Annotated in this window: 18 protein-coding genes and 1 tRNA gene; 5 read left to right on the forward strand and 14 right to left on the reverse strand. The window is 67.0% G+C overall.

Annotated features, from left to right (window positions below; genetic code table 11):
• Positions 1–102: 102 nt before the first annotated feature.
• The 8 genes from J2S43_RS29650 to J2S43_RS29685 form a co-directional block, all read right to left on the reverse strand.
• Positions 103–669 (reverse strand): hypothetical protein, encoded by a 567-nt coding sequence (locus J2S43_RS29650; RefSeq protein WP_306834817.1) that lies wholly within the window; start codon positions 667–669, stop codon positions 103–105.
• Between the two features lie 66 nt (positions 670–735).
• Positions 736–1071: a hypothetical protein gene (locus J2S43_RS29655; RefSeq protein WP_306834819.1), complete on the reverse strand. Its 336-nt coding sequence runs from the start codon at positions 1069–1071 to the stop codon at positions 736–738.
• A 29-nt stretch (positions 1072–1100) separates the two neighbouring features.
• A complete protein-coding gene (locus tag J2S43_RS29660) occupies positions 1101–1724 on the reverse strand; it encodes a hypothetical protein (protein ID WP_306834821.1) in 624 nt (207 codons plus the stop codon).
• A gap of 5 nt (positions 1725–1729) precedes the next feature.
• Positions 1730–3379 carry a type IV secretory system conjugative DNA transfer family protein gene (locus tag J2S43_RS29665; RefSeq protein ID WP_306834822.1) on the reverse strand — a complete coding sequence of 550 codons (1650 nt, stop codon included), beginning with the start codon at positions 3377–3379 and terminating at the stop codon, positions 1730–1732.
• 3 nt (positions 3380–3382) lie between these two features.
• Positions 3383–3622, reverse strand: a complete 240-nt coding sequence (locus tag J2S43_RS29670) for a hypothetical protein (protein WP_306834825.1) — start codon at positions 3620–3622, stop codon at positions 3383–3385.
• 285 nt (positions 3623–3907) lie between these two features.
• Positions 3908–5161, reverse strand: a complete 1254-nt coding sequence (locus tag J2S43_RS29675; RefSeq protein WP_306834827.1) for a DUF2637 domain-containing protein — start codon at positions 5159–5161, stop codon at positions 3908–3910.
• 107 nt (positions 5162–5268) lie between these two features.
• A complete protein-coding gene (locus J2S43_RS29680; protein ID WP_306834829.1) occupies positions 5269–5415 on the reverse strand; it encodes a hypothetical protein in 147 nt (48 codons plus the stop codon).
• A 47-nt stretch (positions 5416–5462) separates the two neighbouring features.
• On the reverse strand, positions 5463–5690 hold the full coding sequence (locus J2S43_RS29685; RefSeq protein WP_306834832.1) for a DUF6284 family protein: 228 nt from the start codon (positions 5688–5690) through the stop codon (positions 5463–5465).
• Between the two features lie 664 nt (positions 5691–6354).
• Here J2S43_RS29685 and J2S43_RS29690 point away from each other — a divergent pair.
• The 4 genes from J2S43_RS29690 to J2S43_RS29700 all read left to right on the forward strand — a co-directional run bounded on the left by J2S43_RS29690 (position 6355) and on the right by J2S43_RS29700 (position 9162).
• The gene (locus J2S43_RS29690; RefSeq protein WP_306834834.1) at positions 6355–7206 is read left to right on the forward strand and encodes a GntR family transcriptional regulator; all 852 of its coding nucleotides are present in this window, start codon (positions 6355–6357) and stop codon (positions 7204–7206) included.
• A gap of 2 nt (positions 7207–7208) precedes the next feature.
• Entirely contained in the window at positions 7209–8123 is a 915-nt protein-coding gene (locus J2S43_RS29695; protein WP_306834836.1) for a glycosyltransferase, read from the forward strand.
• On the forward strand, positions 8120–8947 hold the full coding sequence (locus J2S43_RS42295) for a glycosyltransferase family 2 protein (RefSeq protein ID WP_370881790.1): 828 nt from the start codon (positions 8120–8122) through the stop codon (positions 8945–8947). Before J2S43_RS29695 ends, J2S43_RS42295 begins: the two co-directional genes overlap by 4 nt.
• A gap of 139 nt (positions 8948–9086) precedes the next feature.
• A tRNA-Arg gene (locus J2S43_RS29700) sits at positions 9087–9162 on the forward strand.
• A 64-nt stretch (positions 9163–9226) separates the two neighbouring features.
• Here J2S43_RS29700 and J2S43_RS29705 read toward each other — a convergent pair.
• Positions 9227–10459, reverse strand: coding sequence for a hypothetical protein (locus J2S43_RS29705; RefSeq protein ID WP_306834838.1), 1233 nt, complete (start codon positions 10457–10459; stop codon positions 9227–9229).
• 285 nt (positions 10460–10744) lie between these two features.
• Positions 10745–11827 carry a hypothetical protein gene (locus J2S43_RS29710; RefSeq protein ID WP_306834840.1) on the reverse strand — a complete coding sequence of 361 codons (1083 nt, stop codon included), beginning with the start codon at positions 11825–11827 and terminating at the stop codon, positions 10745–10747.
• A 234-nt stretch (positions 11828–12061) separates the two neighbouring features.
• On the opposite strand from J2S43_RS29710, the gene J2S43_RS29715 reads away from it, so the two are divergent.
• A complete protein-coding gene (locus J2S43_RS29715; protein WP_306834842.1) occupies positions 12062–12316 on the forward strand; it encodes a hypothetical protein in 255 nt (84 codons plus the stop codon).
• A 55-nt stretch (positions 12317–12371) separates the two neighbouring features.
• Here J2S43_RS29715 and J2S43_RS29720 read toward each other — a convergent pair whose 3' ends face one another.
• The 4 genes from J2S43_RS29720 to J2S43_RS29735 form a co-directional block, all read right to left on the reverse strand.
• Complete coding sequence (locus J2S43_RS29720; protein ID WP_306834844.1) at positions 12372–13244, reverse strand: hypothetical protein; 873 nt, start codon at positions 13242–13244, stop codon at positions 12372–12374.
• A 55-nt stretch (positions 13245–13299) separates the two neighbouring features.
• Positions 13300–13791 (reverse strand): hypothetical protein, encoded by a 492-nt coding sequence (locus J2S43_RS29725; RefSeq protein ID WP_306834846.1) that lies wholly within the window; start codon positions 13789–13791, stop codon positions 13300–13302.
• A gap of 123 nt (positions 13792–13914) precedes the next feature.
• Positions 13915–14787, reverse strand: coding sequence for a YDG/SRA domain-containing protein (locus J2S43_RS29730; protein ID WP_306834848.1), 873 nt, complete (start codon positions 14785–14787; stop codon positions 13915–13917).
• Between the two features lie 139 nt (positions 14788–14926).
• Complete coding sequence (locus J2S43_RS29735) at positions 14927–16309, reverse strand: Fic family protein (protein WP_306834849.1); 1383 nt, start codon at positions 16307–16309, stop codon at positions 14927–14929.
• Positions 16310–16445: the final 136 nt, after the last annotated feature.

Below are 16445 nucleotides of genomic sequence, written 5' to 3' on the forward strand. Positions count from 1 at the left end.
GCATGATGAGGATTCCTCCAGGACTCCGGTGGTTCGGGGTCGGGATGAGGGGCCGGGGCGCGGCCCGTGGTTGGTAGCCGGGTGGCCGCGCCCCGGGCGAGATCAGGCCTCGTCGACGTCCGGCTCGGCCGTGGCCTGGGCCTGCGGGGTGAGCCGCCAGAACTCGATCTGGCCCGGCTCCGCGACGTGCGTGAACATGCCGGTCGCCTCGACGTCCGTGGCCTTCACCTGGGAGGGGTGCTCACCGGCTTCCCACGCGTCCTTCTCGCGCTGGTTCCAGTAGTTGTCCCAGCTGCCGTCGGCCATCGCGCGCTCGCCGACCGGCCGGCTGTCGATCAGGATCCCGTCCACGTTCGCGGCGGTGGCGACCTGTTCGGCCTGGCGGTACTCCGCCTCCGCCACCGGCGTATCGGCCTGCGCGGCGCGCTCGCGCAGCGCGGTCGCGTACTGCTCGGCCGCGGTCGCCGCGGCGGCGTGCTCGGCGCCCCACTGCGCGTGGTCGTGGCCCGGGTAGCCGCGGTCCGCCAACACCTCCTCGGCGTTGTCCGCGGAGTGCCGCAGGTCGGCCACGCCCTCGTCGATGCGCGCGGCGACCCTGATTAGGTCCTCCGAGGTGCGCACCAGCGGCTCGTCCATGTCGTCGATCGGTTCGTTGTCGGGTCCGGACACGCCGGACCTCCCTTCTGTTCGGGGTCTCAGCGGCGCGCTCGGCCGGCCTCGGGCCGGTGCGGGCGGTCAGCAGTCGGTGTCCTCGATCGCGTACAGCCCGGCGTCGACCTGTGCGGTGCGCTCGTCCTGCATGCCGCGCCGGTACTCCGGGTGGGTCATCGCGGTGGCGTCCGGCGTCTGGTGCGCCCACGCGATCCGGCCGTTCTCGTACGTCGAGGTCGGCGTGGCCGTGCCGTCGAGGAACGACGCGCCCGCGCCGGGACCGCCGAACTCGTCGGCGACGGCGGCCCGGTCCTCGGGCGAGGCGTGCGCGGCCAGCAGCAGATCCTGGATGTCCCGGCCCTCGCCGTCGCCGTTGACGTCGTGGAACAGCTGCCATTGGGCGGGTGTCAGCTCAGCCATCAGGGCTGATCTCCTTTCTGAGCGATCGCTCAGCCATCGGTGTCGGTGTCGTCGTCTTCTGCCTCGCGGGTCGGCACCGTGCACGGCAGGGCTTCCTCCGCGAGGTCGGCGGTTTCGTCGCCGCTGAGCCGACCGCGGACGGCCAGCTCCGTGGCGACGGCTTCGATTGCGGGCCACTCGCTGGCCGCGAGCGCGTCGGCGAGCGCGCGGGCTGTCGCCACCCGGTTGAGGTCGACGTGGGCGATGAGCGGGTCGAGGTCGGTGCGGGACACCGACACGGCGTCGACTGTGCTGGCCTCGTCGAGACCGCCGTTCTGATCGAGCCAGTGCAGGGTGGCGGACTGTCCCGCCCACCAGCCGACCAGGGAGGCGTAGGCGAACTGGTCCTCCAGAATCGGTGTGGTGTAGCCGGCGAGGCCGTGCCCTGGCTGCGCGGCGGCCTCCACGATGGGAATGCCGAGTTCTTGGAACACCACGGCATGCCCGGCCTCATGTACGGCCAGTTCCTGCTTGGGATCGAGACCGGGAAACCAGGTCACGTCGTCGGTGGGACCGCAGTCGGAGCAGGTCGGCTGAGTGACGGGCCAGCACCGGGCCGTCAGAGTCTCGTCGCGGTGCCGGTCGCACATGACGTCGATCAGGCGAGTGGCCACCGACGTCAGGCCGCTGCCGGTGCGGTCGCCGCGGGCTGCGCCCCGGTGGCCCGCTGGTCGGCCGGGTGCTCGTGGACGACGCGCGCAACCCGGCCAGCCCGGCGGACCGCGCGCCGTTTCCAGGCGATCGGGGTACGGGCCAGCGCGACCGGCATCCCGCGCCGGATCAGCATCGCGTGGAAGTTCGGCAGGCCGGCGAGCATCGGCACGCCGATCACCGGCACCCGGCGGGTGCTGGTGGCACTCAGCCTGCCGTCGCCGTCGTGGGTCTGCACGGTCTCGTCCCGATCCCCGGCGAGCCGGGCGAACAGGTCGAGGTCGGCCGCGTCCTTGCAGCCGCCGTAGACGAGCACCGCGGCCGCGCAGTTGAGGATCATCGCCGCGCCGTCCGCGCCCCACACCTGCCGCAGCTGTGCCAGCCCTTGGCAGGCCGCGTGGATACCGATGTTGCGTTTACGCAGCTCGGCCATCCACTGCGGCAGCGGTGTCCGGCAGGTCAGCGCGACCTCGTCGAGGACCAGCAGCAGCGCCGGATCGAGCCGGCCGCCGGGCCGGGCCGCCGCGGTCCGGCGGGCCTGGTGGGCGATCTCGGCGACCAGCGCGGACAGCAGCGGCCCGACGGTGCCGTCCTCGTCACCGAGCAGATACAGCGTGCCGGCCCGGTCGGTCAGGTCGGTGATCTCCCAGGAGTCGTCCGGGTCGACGTCGCCGCACTCGGCGGCCGTGGGCAGCGTCGTCCAGGCCACCGCCGGGGTGATCGCCAGCATCACGCCGTCGCGGGTCCGGGCGTTGGTGCCCAGCATCTGCCGGGCCGCGGTCCTCATCGCCTCGGGCTGCGGTGAGTCTTTCAGCGCGGCCAGCACGAACGGGGTCGCCGCGTCGGGGTTGGCGACCCACCCGGCCACGTCCGCCATGCGGTACCCGCCGAGCGCCGCCGCGTGCAGCAGCACCGCCAGGATCCGGCGGCCGTTCGACGCCCACCGCTCACCCTCGCTGCCGGGCGTCTGCGGGCCGACCAGGTCCGCGGCACGCCGGGCCGCGGTCTCCGGCTGCTCACAGCCCGACAGCGGAGACCAGCGCAGCGTCGAGGCGAGCCCGCCGAGCCCGCCCGGGTTGAACACCGTCACCGGCCCAGACCGGGTGCGTACCAGGGCGGTCAGGTCGTAGAGGTCCGTGGCGGTCGAGGTGACCACCGCCCCGCCCGGCGCGTCGAGCACCCGGCAGGCCAGCTCTGCGGTCTTGCCGGTGCCGGGGATCCCGACCCGCAGCGTGGACTCCTCCACCGACGTGTAAACGGTCCGTCGGCCGACCGTGCACAGCGGCACCGCCACCGACGTGATCGGCGTCTGCCACACCCGCCATACCGGCGCACCGGCCAGCGACGGCCGCAGGACCCGGGCCTTGCGGCGCATCGCCCACGCCGAGGACGTGCGGGTCAGGTCCCACCACGACGCCGTACCCGCGTGCCGGGCGGCGTTGCGGTCCCAGCGGTCGATCGCGGCACGGGTACCGACCCGGCCGTAACGCCACCACACCGCACTGGACGTGCCGGCCGCCAGCGCGGCCGTGGTCCAGCCGGGCTCGACGGCGACCGCGGCACTCAATCCCGCCGATGCCACCAAGGCCGCACCGGCTTTCATCTTGAAAGAAGCCATGCTCTACACCTCGTCGGTTTCGTCGTCGAGCAGCGCCGGAGACCACGAAGCGGCGTCCGCGCCGGCGTGGGCGAAGGGGTCTTCGACCGGGTAGCCGTCCTGGTCGATCCAGCCGGTGTAGCCGGACTCCCGCAGGTCGAAGAACCGGCGGTCCGCGTCCGACTCAGGGCTGCCGTCCCAGCACCGCGACCGCGGGGCCGCCGCCGTGTCATCCACGTCGGCCTTCACGTTGAAAGACGTCATTGCGATCCCATCTGACGGGCCGCCTCACGGCCGGTGAGGCGGCCGGATGTCGTTGCGGTTCAAGCGATCCAGGCGCAGAGCTGCCGCTGCGCCTCGGCCATCGTGGCCAGGCGCTGCTCTCTGCGTTTCGCACGCAGGTCGATGGACTGCTGTTCGTAGGCGTTCACCGGGGCGTCCTCCAGCCGGCGGGCACACGGCCCGCCACGGTCGAGCGGAACAGGGAATCGGGTGAAGGGCCGGGGCGCGGCTGTGGTTGGTAGCCGGGTGGCCACGCCCCGGGCGGAGCTACTTGTTCGCGTGCAGGAACTCGTCGATGCGCGCGGACGCGAACCGGCGGGCGTCGAAGATGCCGACCTTGGCGGCGCGGGACTCGGTGTACTCCCGCCGCCAGCGACGAGCCAGCTCCAGGCCCTGCTCGGCGTCGGCGATCGAGTGGTCGAGGCTGATCAACCACGCGCGCAGCGTCTGCCGGGGCAGGATCAGCCAGCGCAGCGCCCGGTAGCGTGCGGTGCGGCGGGACAGGCGCTTGGAGTGCGGCGCCTCCTGGATACGCTCGGCGCCAGCCGCGTCCTGGAGCTTGACCCACCACAGGATCAGGCCGATCAGGGTGGCCGCGCCGAACACCAGCCCGGAACGGGCCGGGGCGTGGATGATGTTGGTGTAGATGGCGAATCCGCCGAGCAGCGCGGCGAGGGCCATCAGCTTCCCGATCGGCTTCGACGGCTGCCCGGCCGCGGCCTTGTGCACCCGCCGGTTCGCCAGCAGGAGCAGCACCACCACTGACGGCTCCAGGATCCCCGGCACCAGGAACGCTTTCCAGTCGGTGATGCCGGCCCAGTGCGCGAACGCGACCTGCCCGGCAGCGGCGAGGAACCCGGCGATCAGCGCGACCGCCCACGACGCCGCGTCCAGCGCCACATCCCGGCCACTACGCCCGGCCAGCAGCGCACCTATCACCGACGTCGCCGACCAGGCGAACCCTCCCAGCGCCACCAGCCCCGCCGCTGCCGCGCCTGCCGTCTGCTCGATCGGCCACTGCGCGATCGCCGCGACCGGCACCTGCGAGGCGACGACACCGGCACCGGCCAGCGCGACACCGCTCAGACCGAGCGCGGCGACCGCCAGCGGACGCACCTCCCGACGCGGTGACTCCTCTTGCATCGGCGCGGAGGCGACCGTAACGGGCGCCGGGACGGCATCCGTGCCCGGCAGCGCAACGGGCTCAGGGTCTGCGGTGACCGGGTCGACGTCCGGGATCTGCTCGGGCACCTCCGGCCCCTCCGGTTCCGGGACGCTCGGCGGTGGCACGGCGTCGTCCGGTGCGGATGACGCGGGCGCGGACGGCGTGGCTGGCGGCGCGAACTCGGCGCGGAGTGCGTCGAGCAGCAGACCCGCCTTGTTCGCACCGATCCGGAACTTCTTCCTCAGCGCGTTCTGCGACGGCACGGCCTCCAGCTCGGCCGTGAGCTTGCGGGCCTTCGGCAGCAGCGACTCGATCGAGGGCGGGTACGCGCTACCCGGCGCGGCGGCAGTAGTCATGACGGGATCCCCTTCATGGAAGGTCAGGCGCTCGCCGAGCGAGCAAGGAACGTAGAAGCGCCGCAGACAGCCGGCAGGTCCGGCGCGGCCAGCGCAAACGCGAGCGATCAGCCATCCCAGCCCGTGCGCCGCCACTGCACGACGAAAACCATCACGCCGCACACCACCGCGGCCACGGCGAACAGACCGCCGACCGGCTCCGAGGTCAGGAGCGAAAAGAAGCCGAGCGCGGCGGAGACCAGGCCGAGCAGCACCGGCCCGATCCGATCGGCAGACGGCGGAGGCGTGTGCGGGGAGGCGTTCATGCCGCCACCGGCCACGACGGCGTCCGGGTGGGCAGCGCCACCACCACCGCGCGGGTCGCGCGGACCTCCGCGGCACGCACGCGCCGCCAGTAGAACTCATCCGGGACCACACCCAGGGCGCGAATCTCCGCGTCCAGCGCGTCAAGGTCCCGTGCGATCCGCGGCCACTCGGCGTCGATCGCGTCCAGGTCGGCGCCGGTCGGCTCGTCCAAGTCGTCGTTCAAGGTCTCCGGTGTCCTTTCGAGGTCAGCCACGGCGACGGCGCCGCGACGGCCGACTGCTCGCGCAGTCGGGGCAGTGGATTTCGTTCGGCGCCAGCGCCGCGAGGCGATCGCAGCGCGAGCAGGCACGCCAGAGAGCGGAGTTACGGATCGTGACGCGGACACAGTCAGCGAGAGAGGACATGCGGTCACCTCCGGACGGAGAAAGTCGGGGCAGCTCAACAGCCCGCGCAGAGTCGCCGCAGAGCCGGAGCCGTGAAGAAGTCGAGGAACTGGGACGGGCGCCGAACGGGCGCCCGTCCCAGGCATTCGGGAAGCACAGAGCGCGGCCGGGTGCTAGCCGGCGCGCTCAAAGCAGAGGGAAACGAGCGCCCATGCCGACCGCTCGGCCTGCTCACCCGGGATCTACCGGGGGTCGGTCGCCATGCGACTCAATGCAGGCTTTCCGCAGGTCGGCAACCTTCTCGCGCCCTCTGCTGTGAAGCTCTCGCTGTGGAGTTCTCAACGAACAACCCGCCCCAAAACCGCTGGTCGGCCTCCTTCGCAACATCGCCCGTTCGCTAGTTAGCTAGCGAACTTGCGGCGTTGGAAGGACCGTAACAGTGGCCTCCGGATCGCGCAAGAGGTTCGCTAGCGAACTGGCAAAGTTGCGTGATTCAATGGCCCTATGCAGGCAGAAGCTGAAGCAACGCCCGGCGTCGTACCCGTCCACCACCGAATCGCAGACGCCATCCGCGCCCGGATCGTCGCCGGCGAGCTGAAGGCGGATGACCCCGTGCCGTCGGCCGGCGAACTCGCCGAGCAGTGGGGTTGCTCTGTGGGCTCAGCCAGGGCGGCCCTCGACGTACTCACGAACGAGGGCAGGATCAGCGGTGGCCGTGGCCGAAAAAAGCGGGTGCGTCCACCGGCGAAGCGCATACGCATGACCGTCGACTTCAGCCAACAACAGAAGGATCTCGTTCTGAGGCCCGAGGCAGAGCGAGCGGCAACCGGAGCGATCGAGTTAACAGCGGGAATCTCGATCAAACAAACCGACTTCGAGCCGAAATACTCCGAGCTAAAAGCGTCACCCGACCTGGCGGCGGAGTTCGAGATCAAAGAGGGCGCAACGCTCCTACGACGCACCTACGAGACAACCGATAGCGACACGGGAATCCGGCTGTCTTGGAGTCAGTCCTTCATCCCGGTTGCCCTGATCGCGGACAACCCGGCCCTGCTAGATGAGGCGAATGAACCGTGGCCGGGCGGACATCAGCACCAGCTCTACACCGTGGGCATCGAAATCGATCGGTTTGTTAGGTCGGTCACAGCGGCAGAACCCACGCCGGCTGATCGTGTTCGATGGGGCATCCAAGCCGGAGTGCCGCTCGTTTGGGTACGCAGCAGATCCATCGACGTACTCGACCGGGTGGTTGAACTCTCGGACGCCGCTTATCCAGCGGACCGCGTCGATCTAGTCTTCACGGAGCGGCTGGAAAGATGGCCCAATAACTACCCGCGATTCGCGGAGGGACGCTAGCCATGCCACAGCGACCGGAGATCAACCCCGCACTCGGCCTCGATCTCGTTGCCGACCGCACTCTTAGCCACTCCAAAGCAAGCATCAGCATCGTCATCCCAGCGCACAACGAGGCGGCAACGATCGCCGAGGTGGTGACCGAAGCGCGACGCGGTCTTCACCTTCTCAAGGTCAACGGCGAAATTCTTGTAAGCGCAAGCGGGTGCACTGACGCCACCGCCGAGATTGCCGAACAGGCGGGTGCCCGAGTGGCAATCGCGCCGATTGGCAAGGGTGCCGCCATCACTACCGGACTGGCGGAGACCTCTGGCGACATCGTTTGCCTGATCGACGGAGATATGCGCTACTTCGGCGATCGACCTCTCTCGGCCATCCTTCTTGAACCACTCTTAGGCGGGGTGGCCGACGCCTGCGTAACGGACCTCTACTGGCGTCCGATCTACCCGCAGATGTGGCTCTACGGATTTTTTGCGCCCGTAGCCGGCTACCTGTTTCCGGAAATGCTCCCAAAGGTTGGATCAACACCGTGGTCTGGGCAGCGGGCCGCGTGGCGACATCTGTGGCCTCAAGAACTGCCCACCGACTTCACCGTAGACCTCGAAATTTTGATGCATTGGAATCGTCACGCCCTCCGCCTGCGACCGATCGTGGCGGACGACTGGACTAATCCTCAACGCCCGAAGCCTGATTTGATGGCCCAAGAACTTGAACTGCTAATTCGACACGCCCAAGCGGAAAATCGGCTCACTTCATCAACCGCCGAGGCGCTTCGCAACTGGTACGACCTAACCCACGCCGCAATGGCTACATACGAACCAGGTGTTGACAAACCACAAGATTTTGAACGGGCCCTGCTTCGCAAATCCATGGAAAAACTTCATCAATGCCTTGGCTGGGCACCGATTCACGGAGAATGAAATTGCCTAGACTATCGATTATCACTGCCGTTCATGCACCCAACTCCGCACACCTTGCCGATACGATTATGAGCGTTCAGAGGCAGAAGTTGCCGCCAGAATGGAGCTTGGAGTGGATAATCCAGGAGGACGGAGAGCAACCACAGTTGGCGAGCCTTTTTGAGGATGTTGAGGTTGCTCACTACTCGCCAAATGGATTCCAGCTCGGAATCGCAGCAACGAGAAATTTCGCTCTGGCTCGGGCCACCGGCGACCTCATCCAGGTTTTAGATTCGGACGACATCCTCCTTGAGGGCGCGTCGGCATCACTCATCAGCCTATTTCTAGACTCAGATATCTACTGGGCAGTGGGGCAAGCCGATGACCTAATGCCGGACGGCGAACGCGTTCAGTGGGATTCGATACTTCCGTACGGCCGCATCCGAGCAGGGGATGTCAATCGGAAGGCAGAAGAGGCGGGTGGAAATTGGCCGGTCCATTGTGCGGGCCTCATGATGCGAGCCCCGGCGCTCCGAGCGATCGGCGGATGGATTGGCCTCCCTACTGACGAAGACATTGCGATGTTCGCCGCGCTGTCGGAGATCGGTGATGGATTCAACCTAGATCGCGTTACATGGCTATACCGTCAGCACCCCAATCAAATCACCCGGTCGGCCAACACCGAGGGGTCGAGCGAGCAAGCGCGGCGCTTTGCGCTCCAGCGAGCTACGGCGATTCGGTCCACCGGATTGCGCTTTGCGCACGACCTGAGTCGGAGCCAAGCCCACGACAGCCACACGGTGAACGTCCTACCCGCCACGAAATCTCCCACGCCCCCGCGGTGACCTTCGGGACCTCCCAACCGGCCTCACAGCGTCGTCTGGCCCCACGGTGGGGCCAGACGATTCGGGCTGCCAGAGCAGCCCCTACCGAGGGTGTACCGAAGTCAGGTCGCTCAAACCGCGCCCCGGCCTTGCTTCGCAGGCCAGTGGCCATCTCGGTGCGGTTCCCACGTCGCCCTCCGGAGGCGAAAGCGCAGGTTCGAATCCTGCCGGGGGCACCCAGAAGATCTACGCAGGTAGCTGGGTACCAGCGACTTTCACCGCTGGGCTGTGGGCCGCCGCTTACAGGTTCGCGCCGTCGAGCGCTTTGATGAAAGTCGGCCGCCGGGCGTGCCGGCCCCGAAGATCTTCCAGATACCTGGTGAAGGCATCCCGGTGGCCTGCCGCCTGATAGGCGTCACGGAGAGCGGGAAGCAACGCGATCGCCCTTCGGTAGCGATGTTTGTCCGTGGAGTTCAGGACATGGCCTTCGATCATCTCTTGGTACGGGTCGAGAACGTCTTCCGGATGGTCGAGACGACGTTGGTCCAGTAGCCCCGACCACTGCTGATCGCCGAGCACGGTCCGATGCTGCTGAGCGAGGAGCCATGCCTCCTCGTGGCGACCGAGGAAGCCGAGGACATCAAGCAACTCAGCCGCGTATGCCGGCTGTCGGCTGACACGTTCGGTGAGGATCTCCAACGCCCAGATCTCCGAAACGTCGGCTTCGACCTGTGCACAGGTAACTGCGAGCGCACGGTAGGTGGTGCGAGTCGGGTGGCGTGCGAATTCCTCACGCCGGACGCTGACGGCTTCGTCGGTTCTCTCCTCGTCCAAGAGCATGGCCACGAGATCGTCGCGAAGTTGTTCGATGCGCGGCCACCCAGGCTTGGCGGCCAGACCGCGCCGAGCCCAGGTGATCGCTTCCTGCCTGCGGCCGGCGTCACGCAGCGCGTGAGTGATCCGCTCGTACTGAACGGCACTGGTGAGATTGTCGGCGAGAACGGCAACGTAGCGATCAAGATCGCCCGACACCTCCGCCAGCTGCTCCTTGAGATCCCGCAGCGAATACACCGACGCCCAGGACTCCGGATCGGCGGTTCGAGCACGCTCCTCGACCAGGCGGGCGACCTCGTCCGCGCCCCTGTCGCCGAGGGCGCCGGCGAACTCGGACAGCAGGACGCGAGGCCACCCGGGACCGTCGCAGGCGAGGTCGACCAGCCACTTCGCCAAGGAAGCCGGCTTCGGCGGAGCAGCCGCGCAGGCACGGGCGTAGAGGGTCATGATGCGACGGAGGTCGTCGCCGACGATGCCGGACGAGTCGTCCAGGTACATCAGCGCACGAGTCATCCGATCGACTGCCTTGCGCAACAGCGGCACCGCCCGGGCCGCCTCCCCTGCGTCGAGCAGCCGCTCACAACCGTCAGCCACTTCCCGGGCGGCCTGCGAATACTCGCGGCGACCGCAGTAGGGGTGCTGCCGCCGATCCCGTCGCAACAGATCAACCGCAGCGAGGAGATCCTCATCGCCAGTCATGCCACCCTCCTGTACCACCTTTGAACACCCCGGGTCCAAGGTCGGCAGCATGCCCAGATCCGCTGACCCTGGACACCACGATCGAGATCATTGTCGTGGACGCGTATGGCGACGACGAGCAGTACACAGCCGCTTACCGCCGTTACTTGGGACTTCGGCCGTCCCCCGCCGCCCGCGTCCGGACTGATCCCCCGGGCCGGCCACCCTGTTCCCGGGTCAGCGGCGATCGGCAGGCCCCACGTGAAAGAGCAGGTTGAGGACGGATCCGGCCTGGCTCGGCCGTGCTCATTTCTGGACGACGAATGCGGCCAGTCGTTCGCTGACGGGGCTGACCCGTGGGCGCGGTGGCCGGGCGTAGTAGCCGGGTTTGACCTCGCGCAGCAAGGTCTCGCCGTCGCGGTTCCAGTCGAACTTCGGCCGTTTCAGCAGCTTCCGGATCACGGTGGTCGCCTTGTCCGGGTTCCGCTCGGCCAGCCGCCGGATCACCATCGGCTCGACGCTGTCGTCGTGCAGGTACTCCAGGGTGTGTTCACGCCAGCGTCGGCGTCGGAGCAGGCCGGGGTTGGCGAACGCCTGCTCGACGAGGCCGAACTCGGTGTAGAAGCCGATCCCATCCGTCTCGTCGTAGATCAGCGCGACCGTCTCGGACTCGACCATCTCCTCCGGCAGGGTCACGACCACCCCGGCCGGCGGGCCGTCGGGCTCCGGTCCGCCGAGCAGCTCCTCCCGAGAGAAGGCGTAGAACGCGTTCAACCTGGCCTGCGCCTGCTCACCGGGGACCACGACCAGATCGGAGCCGAAGAACCGGATGAACCGGTCCCGGTCGGCACGCTGCTGCTTCCACGCCAGGTCCAGCTTCTCCGGATTGCGGAACACCGCCTCCGGCGTGCGCAACGCCATGTCCATCGCCAACCGGTACGCGATGTCCCGCTCGGCGGTCCGCAGCAGGTTCACGGGACCGGACAGCATCCACTCGTCACCGACCGCTACGAGACGTGCGATGAGGAACGACTTACGCGGCATGCGCCGGAAAATGTCGGGTCCCATGTTCGAGCGGACCCGGTAGGTAAGCTCGTCGACCAGGCTCTCCACGATCAGCGCCGGCCCTTCACGGCGGATCACCTGGAACGGCCCCTGGACGACGTCCTGCCAGCCCAGCAGCATCTCCCGCTCCGACTCAGGGAGCTGCGGGTGTGCGGCGACGAACTGTTCCACCACGGTCCGGCCGTTGGACAGCTTGTGCTCCAGAATGAAGCAGTCCCACAGCAGCATCAACCGCTGCTCGTCGAACTCCTCGATCCCGTTGCCGTAACGGTCGAGAAACTCCGATGCGGCCCGGCCATACCGGGGCTGCTGAGAGAACGCCACCAGCTCACCTTTGAGATCACCGGCGCGTCCCAAGACCTCGGTATCCACCACCGGCATGTCTCCTGCCACGAGTCCGGTTCAGACCGGTCAACCTTATCGGCCGGTCTGGACGGTCTCACTCCCGTGGGTGACGTCAGAGGGCGCTGTGGAGGAATCTCGTACCCCGCCGCATCTGAGCGATACCGCGCTGCGGCCAGCGCATTGACCAGGGTCAGAAATTGCTACCATCCGGGCATGTCCTCGCAACGGAAGTGGAGGCATCGCCGCCGCGAGTCGATGCGGGTACGGGTTCATGACGAGTCGGTCGACGACTCGTGGGTCATGGTGGACGGGCGGAGGTTCTTCGTCGCCGGCTTTACCTCCAGCGGCGTACCATTCGGCGTCTTCGAAGATGAGATCGGGCAGATGGAAGAGGTCTTCAGGGACCTGATCCGCACGGAGCTTCGTCGTGCTGCAGTCTGCCATTCCCGCTGTCGATCCGTCGTGTGAGCTGCCGGGCGGGGGCGCGTCGTTCACGCGTTCGTGTCAGGGTCTGCTGGAGTTGCTAGGTCTGTCCGACCCGGCGGTAGCGGCCGGGGCCCGGGGTTGACGGCGGGTCGGGCGGAGGAGGCGGGGAGAGTAGGCGCAGTGGGAGCGTAAGCGCGGTGATGGCGAGCGCAGTTAGCAGCGGCGCCCAGGCGGCGCTGGACGCGACCGGGACCGTCAGCCATCCGCTGCACCAGATGAGGACATAAACCGCTGCAATATCGGCCGGCAGCTGAGTTGCCACACCCCAGCGCTCGGGGACCGTAAGGCGAAGTGAGATGAACATGGCGGCCAGGAGCAGGATGCCGGGCAGATCGTGGTGGCCGGCGACGATCCACAACACGGCGGCGCAGGCCAGGAACGTGAGCAGCGAGACGGCCCAGATCCGGAGGGCACGGCGGTGGAGGCACGACGGGCGGAGTGACTGCGCGCTGGCCTGGACCGCGGTGAGTGCCAGTGCCGCGGTGAAGTAGGCAGGCCAGCCACCGGTAACGCCGACCGGGATGCCGATCAACCGGCAGCCTTGAAGGGCCAGGAAGAACGACAGCGGCGTCACTACGGCGGTCAGCAGCATGAAGATGACCACGGAGCCGAAAGCCTGCACCACCGGGTGCGCAGTGACCTCGGACTTCAGCGGCTCGTCACCGTCGAGCGCGGGGACGATCCTGGTCTGCGCGCCGATCATCATGAGCGGCGCGAGTGGCACCAACATCGCAATGGTGAGCCCCATACTGACCGCCATGGTGAGCACGGCAAGGACGCAGCCCAGGGCGACGCGGGCGGCGAGCGGGCCATCGATGTAGAAGCCGGGCACATAGAGATCCGCCACCCAGGCGCCCAGAGTTCCGGTCGCGACCCAGATCGAGATCCGCCAGAGCCACGTGCGCACCATGTGTCCTCCCGACGCCGAGTGTTCCAGCCGGCACAAAGGGACCACGAGGGAACGGTCATACGCCTCGCAGCGCCCGGACGGACTGCTCGAGCGACGTCGTGCCTACCTGGTCGCCGTTGGCTTGAGCGGTGCGACAGCGCTGCAACTCCTGCTCGGCCATACTCAAGTGCTTCTCGACGGTTGAGCGGTCTCCTGACGCTTCGTCGAGAAGACTAAACCGCAGCCGCCAACCGGTCAGTTCCAAGGCAGTGGAATGAATGACGAGAGTGTCCGTCACGGCCGGTCCGCCGTTCGGGGCCTCTACGGCCCTGGCCACCTCGCTGTCGAGCGCGGACAACCCGCGGTCCAGGTCAGAGACGTACTCTGCCCAGGCACGGTCGCCGACCGAGCCGCATTGCTCATGCGCACGGTCCAAACCGTGGCGTAGCTGACCCAGCGTGTGGCGGATGGAGTCGCCGAATACGCCGTGCCGCTGGACAAGGGATTGTTCGGCGTCGGTCACCCGGCGACGCACATCAGCAACCCGGCTCTGCTGCAGCATAGTCACGGCACGAAGCTACGGTTCGACGGCAACGGCAGCCCGTCGTACGGATGAACAGCCGTCGAGTGTGGGCGGTGCCGCCGTCGCGCTCGTCGCCGGCAGTCGATCGCGACCAGCAGGTCGTCGTTATCAGCCGAGACCGTAATGCTGACGGTGGTAGACAAGCCAGCCAAGATCCATACGATGCTCGCCGGTGCGTTGGAGCGGGCCGATCACCGTGCGGTCCTCGCTGTTACGGACGAGCCAGTCGTCGTCGACGTAGATCGCACCGGAGTCGAACATGACATGGTGGTTTGGGCACAGGCACAACACGTTGCCTTCCGTGTCCGGGCCGTTGTGTGGACGACCGAGGCCCTGAACATGGGCCGCTTCGGCATAGAGGCCACCCGGTGTGCGAATCTGCAAACCGCAGACCTGGCAGGTGTAATCGTGCAGTTCCTTGACGCGCCTGGCCACCCGAGTGTTTCGCACCAATCGCTGGAGGGTGACCTCGGTGCGTTCTGCTGGACCGACCGAGCCGATGTCGCCAACGACGTCTAGGCGACCCGCACCGTCGCCTGCCACCAGCCGGAACCGCCAGACCTGGAAACCGTCGCGGCCCTCGTCATGCCAGACGTCAACCACGCGGAACAGGCCGTCGTAGCGCAAGCCGGAAGCGGGCGAGTATCGCGGGTCTCCGCCCGATCCTCGCACCACCCGGACGGGATATCCCTCCGCATGGTTCCGCGCCAGCCCGGCGTTACCCAAGGTCAGGGTCTGGTGGGACGTGTGCTTGCTGTCTCCCTCTTTCCGACCGCCCTGACCGGTGTAAATAATTTCGTTCCAGTAGTCCTCGTCATCGACGTATCCACCGGAAACAACGATTGACTCAGCACCGTCCTTGCCACCGCAGATGCCGCCTTGCAACGGACGGTGTACGCCGGAATCTGCAAGATCACGACGGTTGACGAAGGTAGACCCAGGCGGAAAACCCTGGATCTCTCCATAGGTACGGGCTCGCATGCGAGAACGATACCGGTTGGTCACCAACGATGATCGCTACGCTCGGGTGGAGACGGCGACCCACGGTGGGACCGGCAAGGAGGCCAGCCGGAACGCTGGAGGACGGGGAAGCGCCGAGCAGCCGCCCGACGTCAAGAGGTCAGTCCTCGTCCGCGAAGACCGCGGACGAGTTGCCCAGCGCCTTGATGGCATCGGTCAGACCTGGAATTGGGTCGAAGACAAAGCGCTTGCCTGACTTGGTTTTCTGCAGCAGCCCCAAGCTCTCCAGCCCCGTAAGGTCACTTCGAGCGGTTTCCGTGGCGATCCGATGCGAGGTCTTGTGAGTCTGGACGTCGAATCGGGCCGCCGGATTCTTCAGCGCGTGCTGCAGAACGGCCAACTGTCGCGGGTTGAAGAGATCGGCGCTCTTGTCGAGAGTATGGCGCATCTCGCGAAGCTCAACCATCTGCGCCGCCAGGAATCCGTGCAGGTCCTCGATCGAACGGCACAGCACTTCGAGGTGGTATCGATAGAAGTAGGTTAAGTCATTGTCATCAGACTCGGTGTATAGGTAAGACCTGATGTATCTGGTTGGCGCCTTCTTCAGAATCCTCGACACCGTGAGGTATTCGGTGAGCCAGTAGCCCTGGTTCAGCATGGACCAGTAGAAAAGGGCACGGGCGGTCCTGCCATTACCGTCCTCGAACGGATGCTCGTAGCCGATCATGAAGTGCAACGTCAGCGCCCTCAGCACCGGCGGAAGGTAGCCCGAACCAATCTCGCCGTTAGCGAATTCGCATAGTCGTCGGACTCGATCCGGAAGCAGCTCAGCCGGCGGCGGAGTGTGCAGCACTTCGTCACCGTCCCACACCGACACCCGGTCCTCATCGGCCCGCTGGAAGCGGCCGGCGGCATCCGGGTTGTCCAGCGTGCCGTCGGTGACGATGCGGTGGATTTCGCAGATCAGGTCGACGGTGAGCTTCTCCCGGCGAATCTCGCCGATCCGCTGCATCGCACGGAAATTGTTGAAGATCATGCGCTCGCTGCGATCGCGCGGCTGCCGGCCCGAGCGAATCATGTCGCGCGCGACCTGCCGAGTAGTTGACGCTCCCTCGATCTGACTTGAGGTGATCGCTTCGTCGATGAGCTGACTCACCAGGTACCGGTCTCGGGTGGCGGGATCGGTCACCTGCTCACTCAGCTCGATCTGGCCGCTCGCGTGCCGGGCAACGAAGTCCGTCTTCTCCAGCACCTCGTCGGGAAGCGCGTAGATGAAGGGGACGCCCGCGACGTCGTTCAGGGGCAGCTTGCGGTGCACGCTACGCCGGGCGAGTTTGAGCGCGACCCACCACTCCTCGACGCTCAACCCTTGCGGTGGCTGCCGGTGGCGAATCTCGTCCCACGGCAGATATGGCTGGTCGGCGATGCTGTCATCCGCGTACAGGTTGAGGATGCTGGTTAAAACGCCGCGGCGATCGCCGCCAGCGAGAATCTGGCCAAGGAGTTCCGCCTGGTCAGGCGGCGGCATGGGCGGCTTCACCATCAACCCTCCCCCAAGTTGCTGCTAGATTAGCAGCAACTAGCAGCAAATTGGCAGCAGCAATCGCGATGGCCGCCTGAGCGTTGCTGCCAAACTGGCAGCAATTAGCAGCAAATTGGGAGCACGTTCCGCGAAGCCG

It is taken from the genome of Catenuloplanes nepalensis, from assembly GCF_030811575.1.
In the GTDB taxonomy this organism is placed as follows: domain Bacteria; phylum Actinomycetota; class Actinomycetes; order Mycobacteriales; family Micromonosporaceae; genus Catenuloplanes; species Catenuloplanes nepalensis.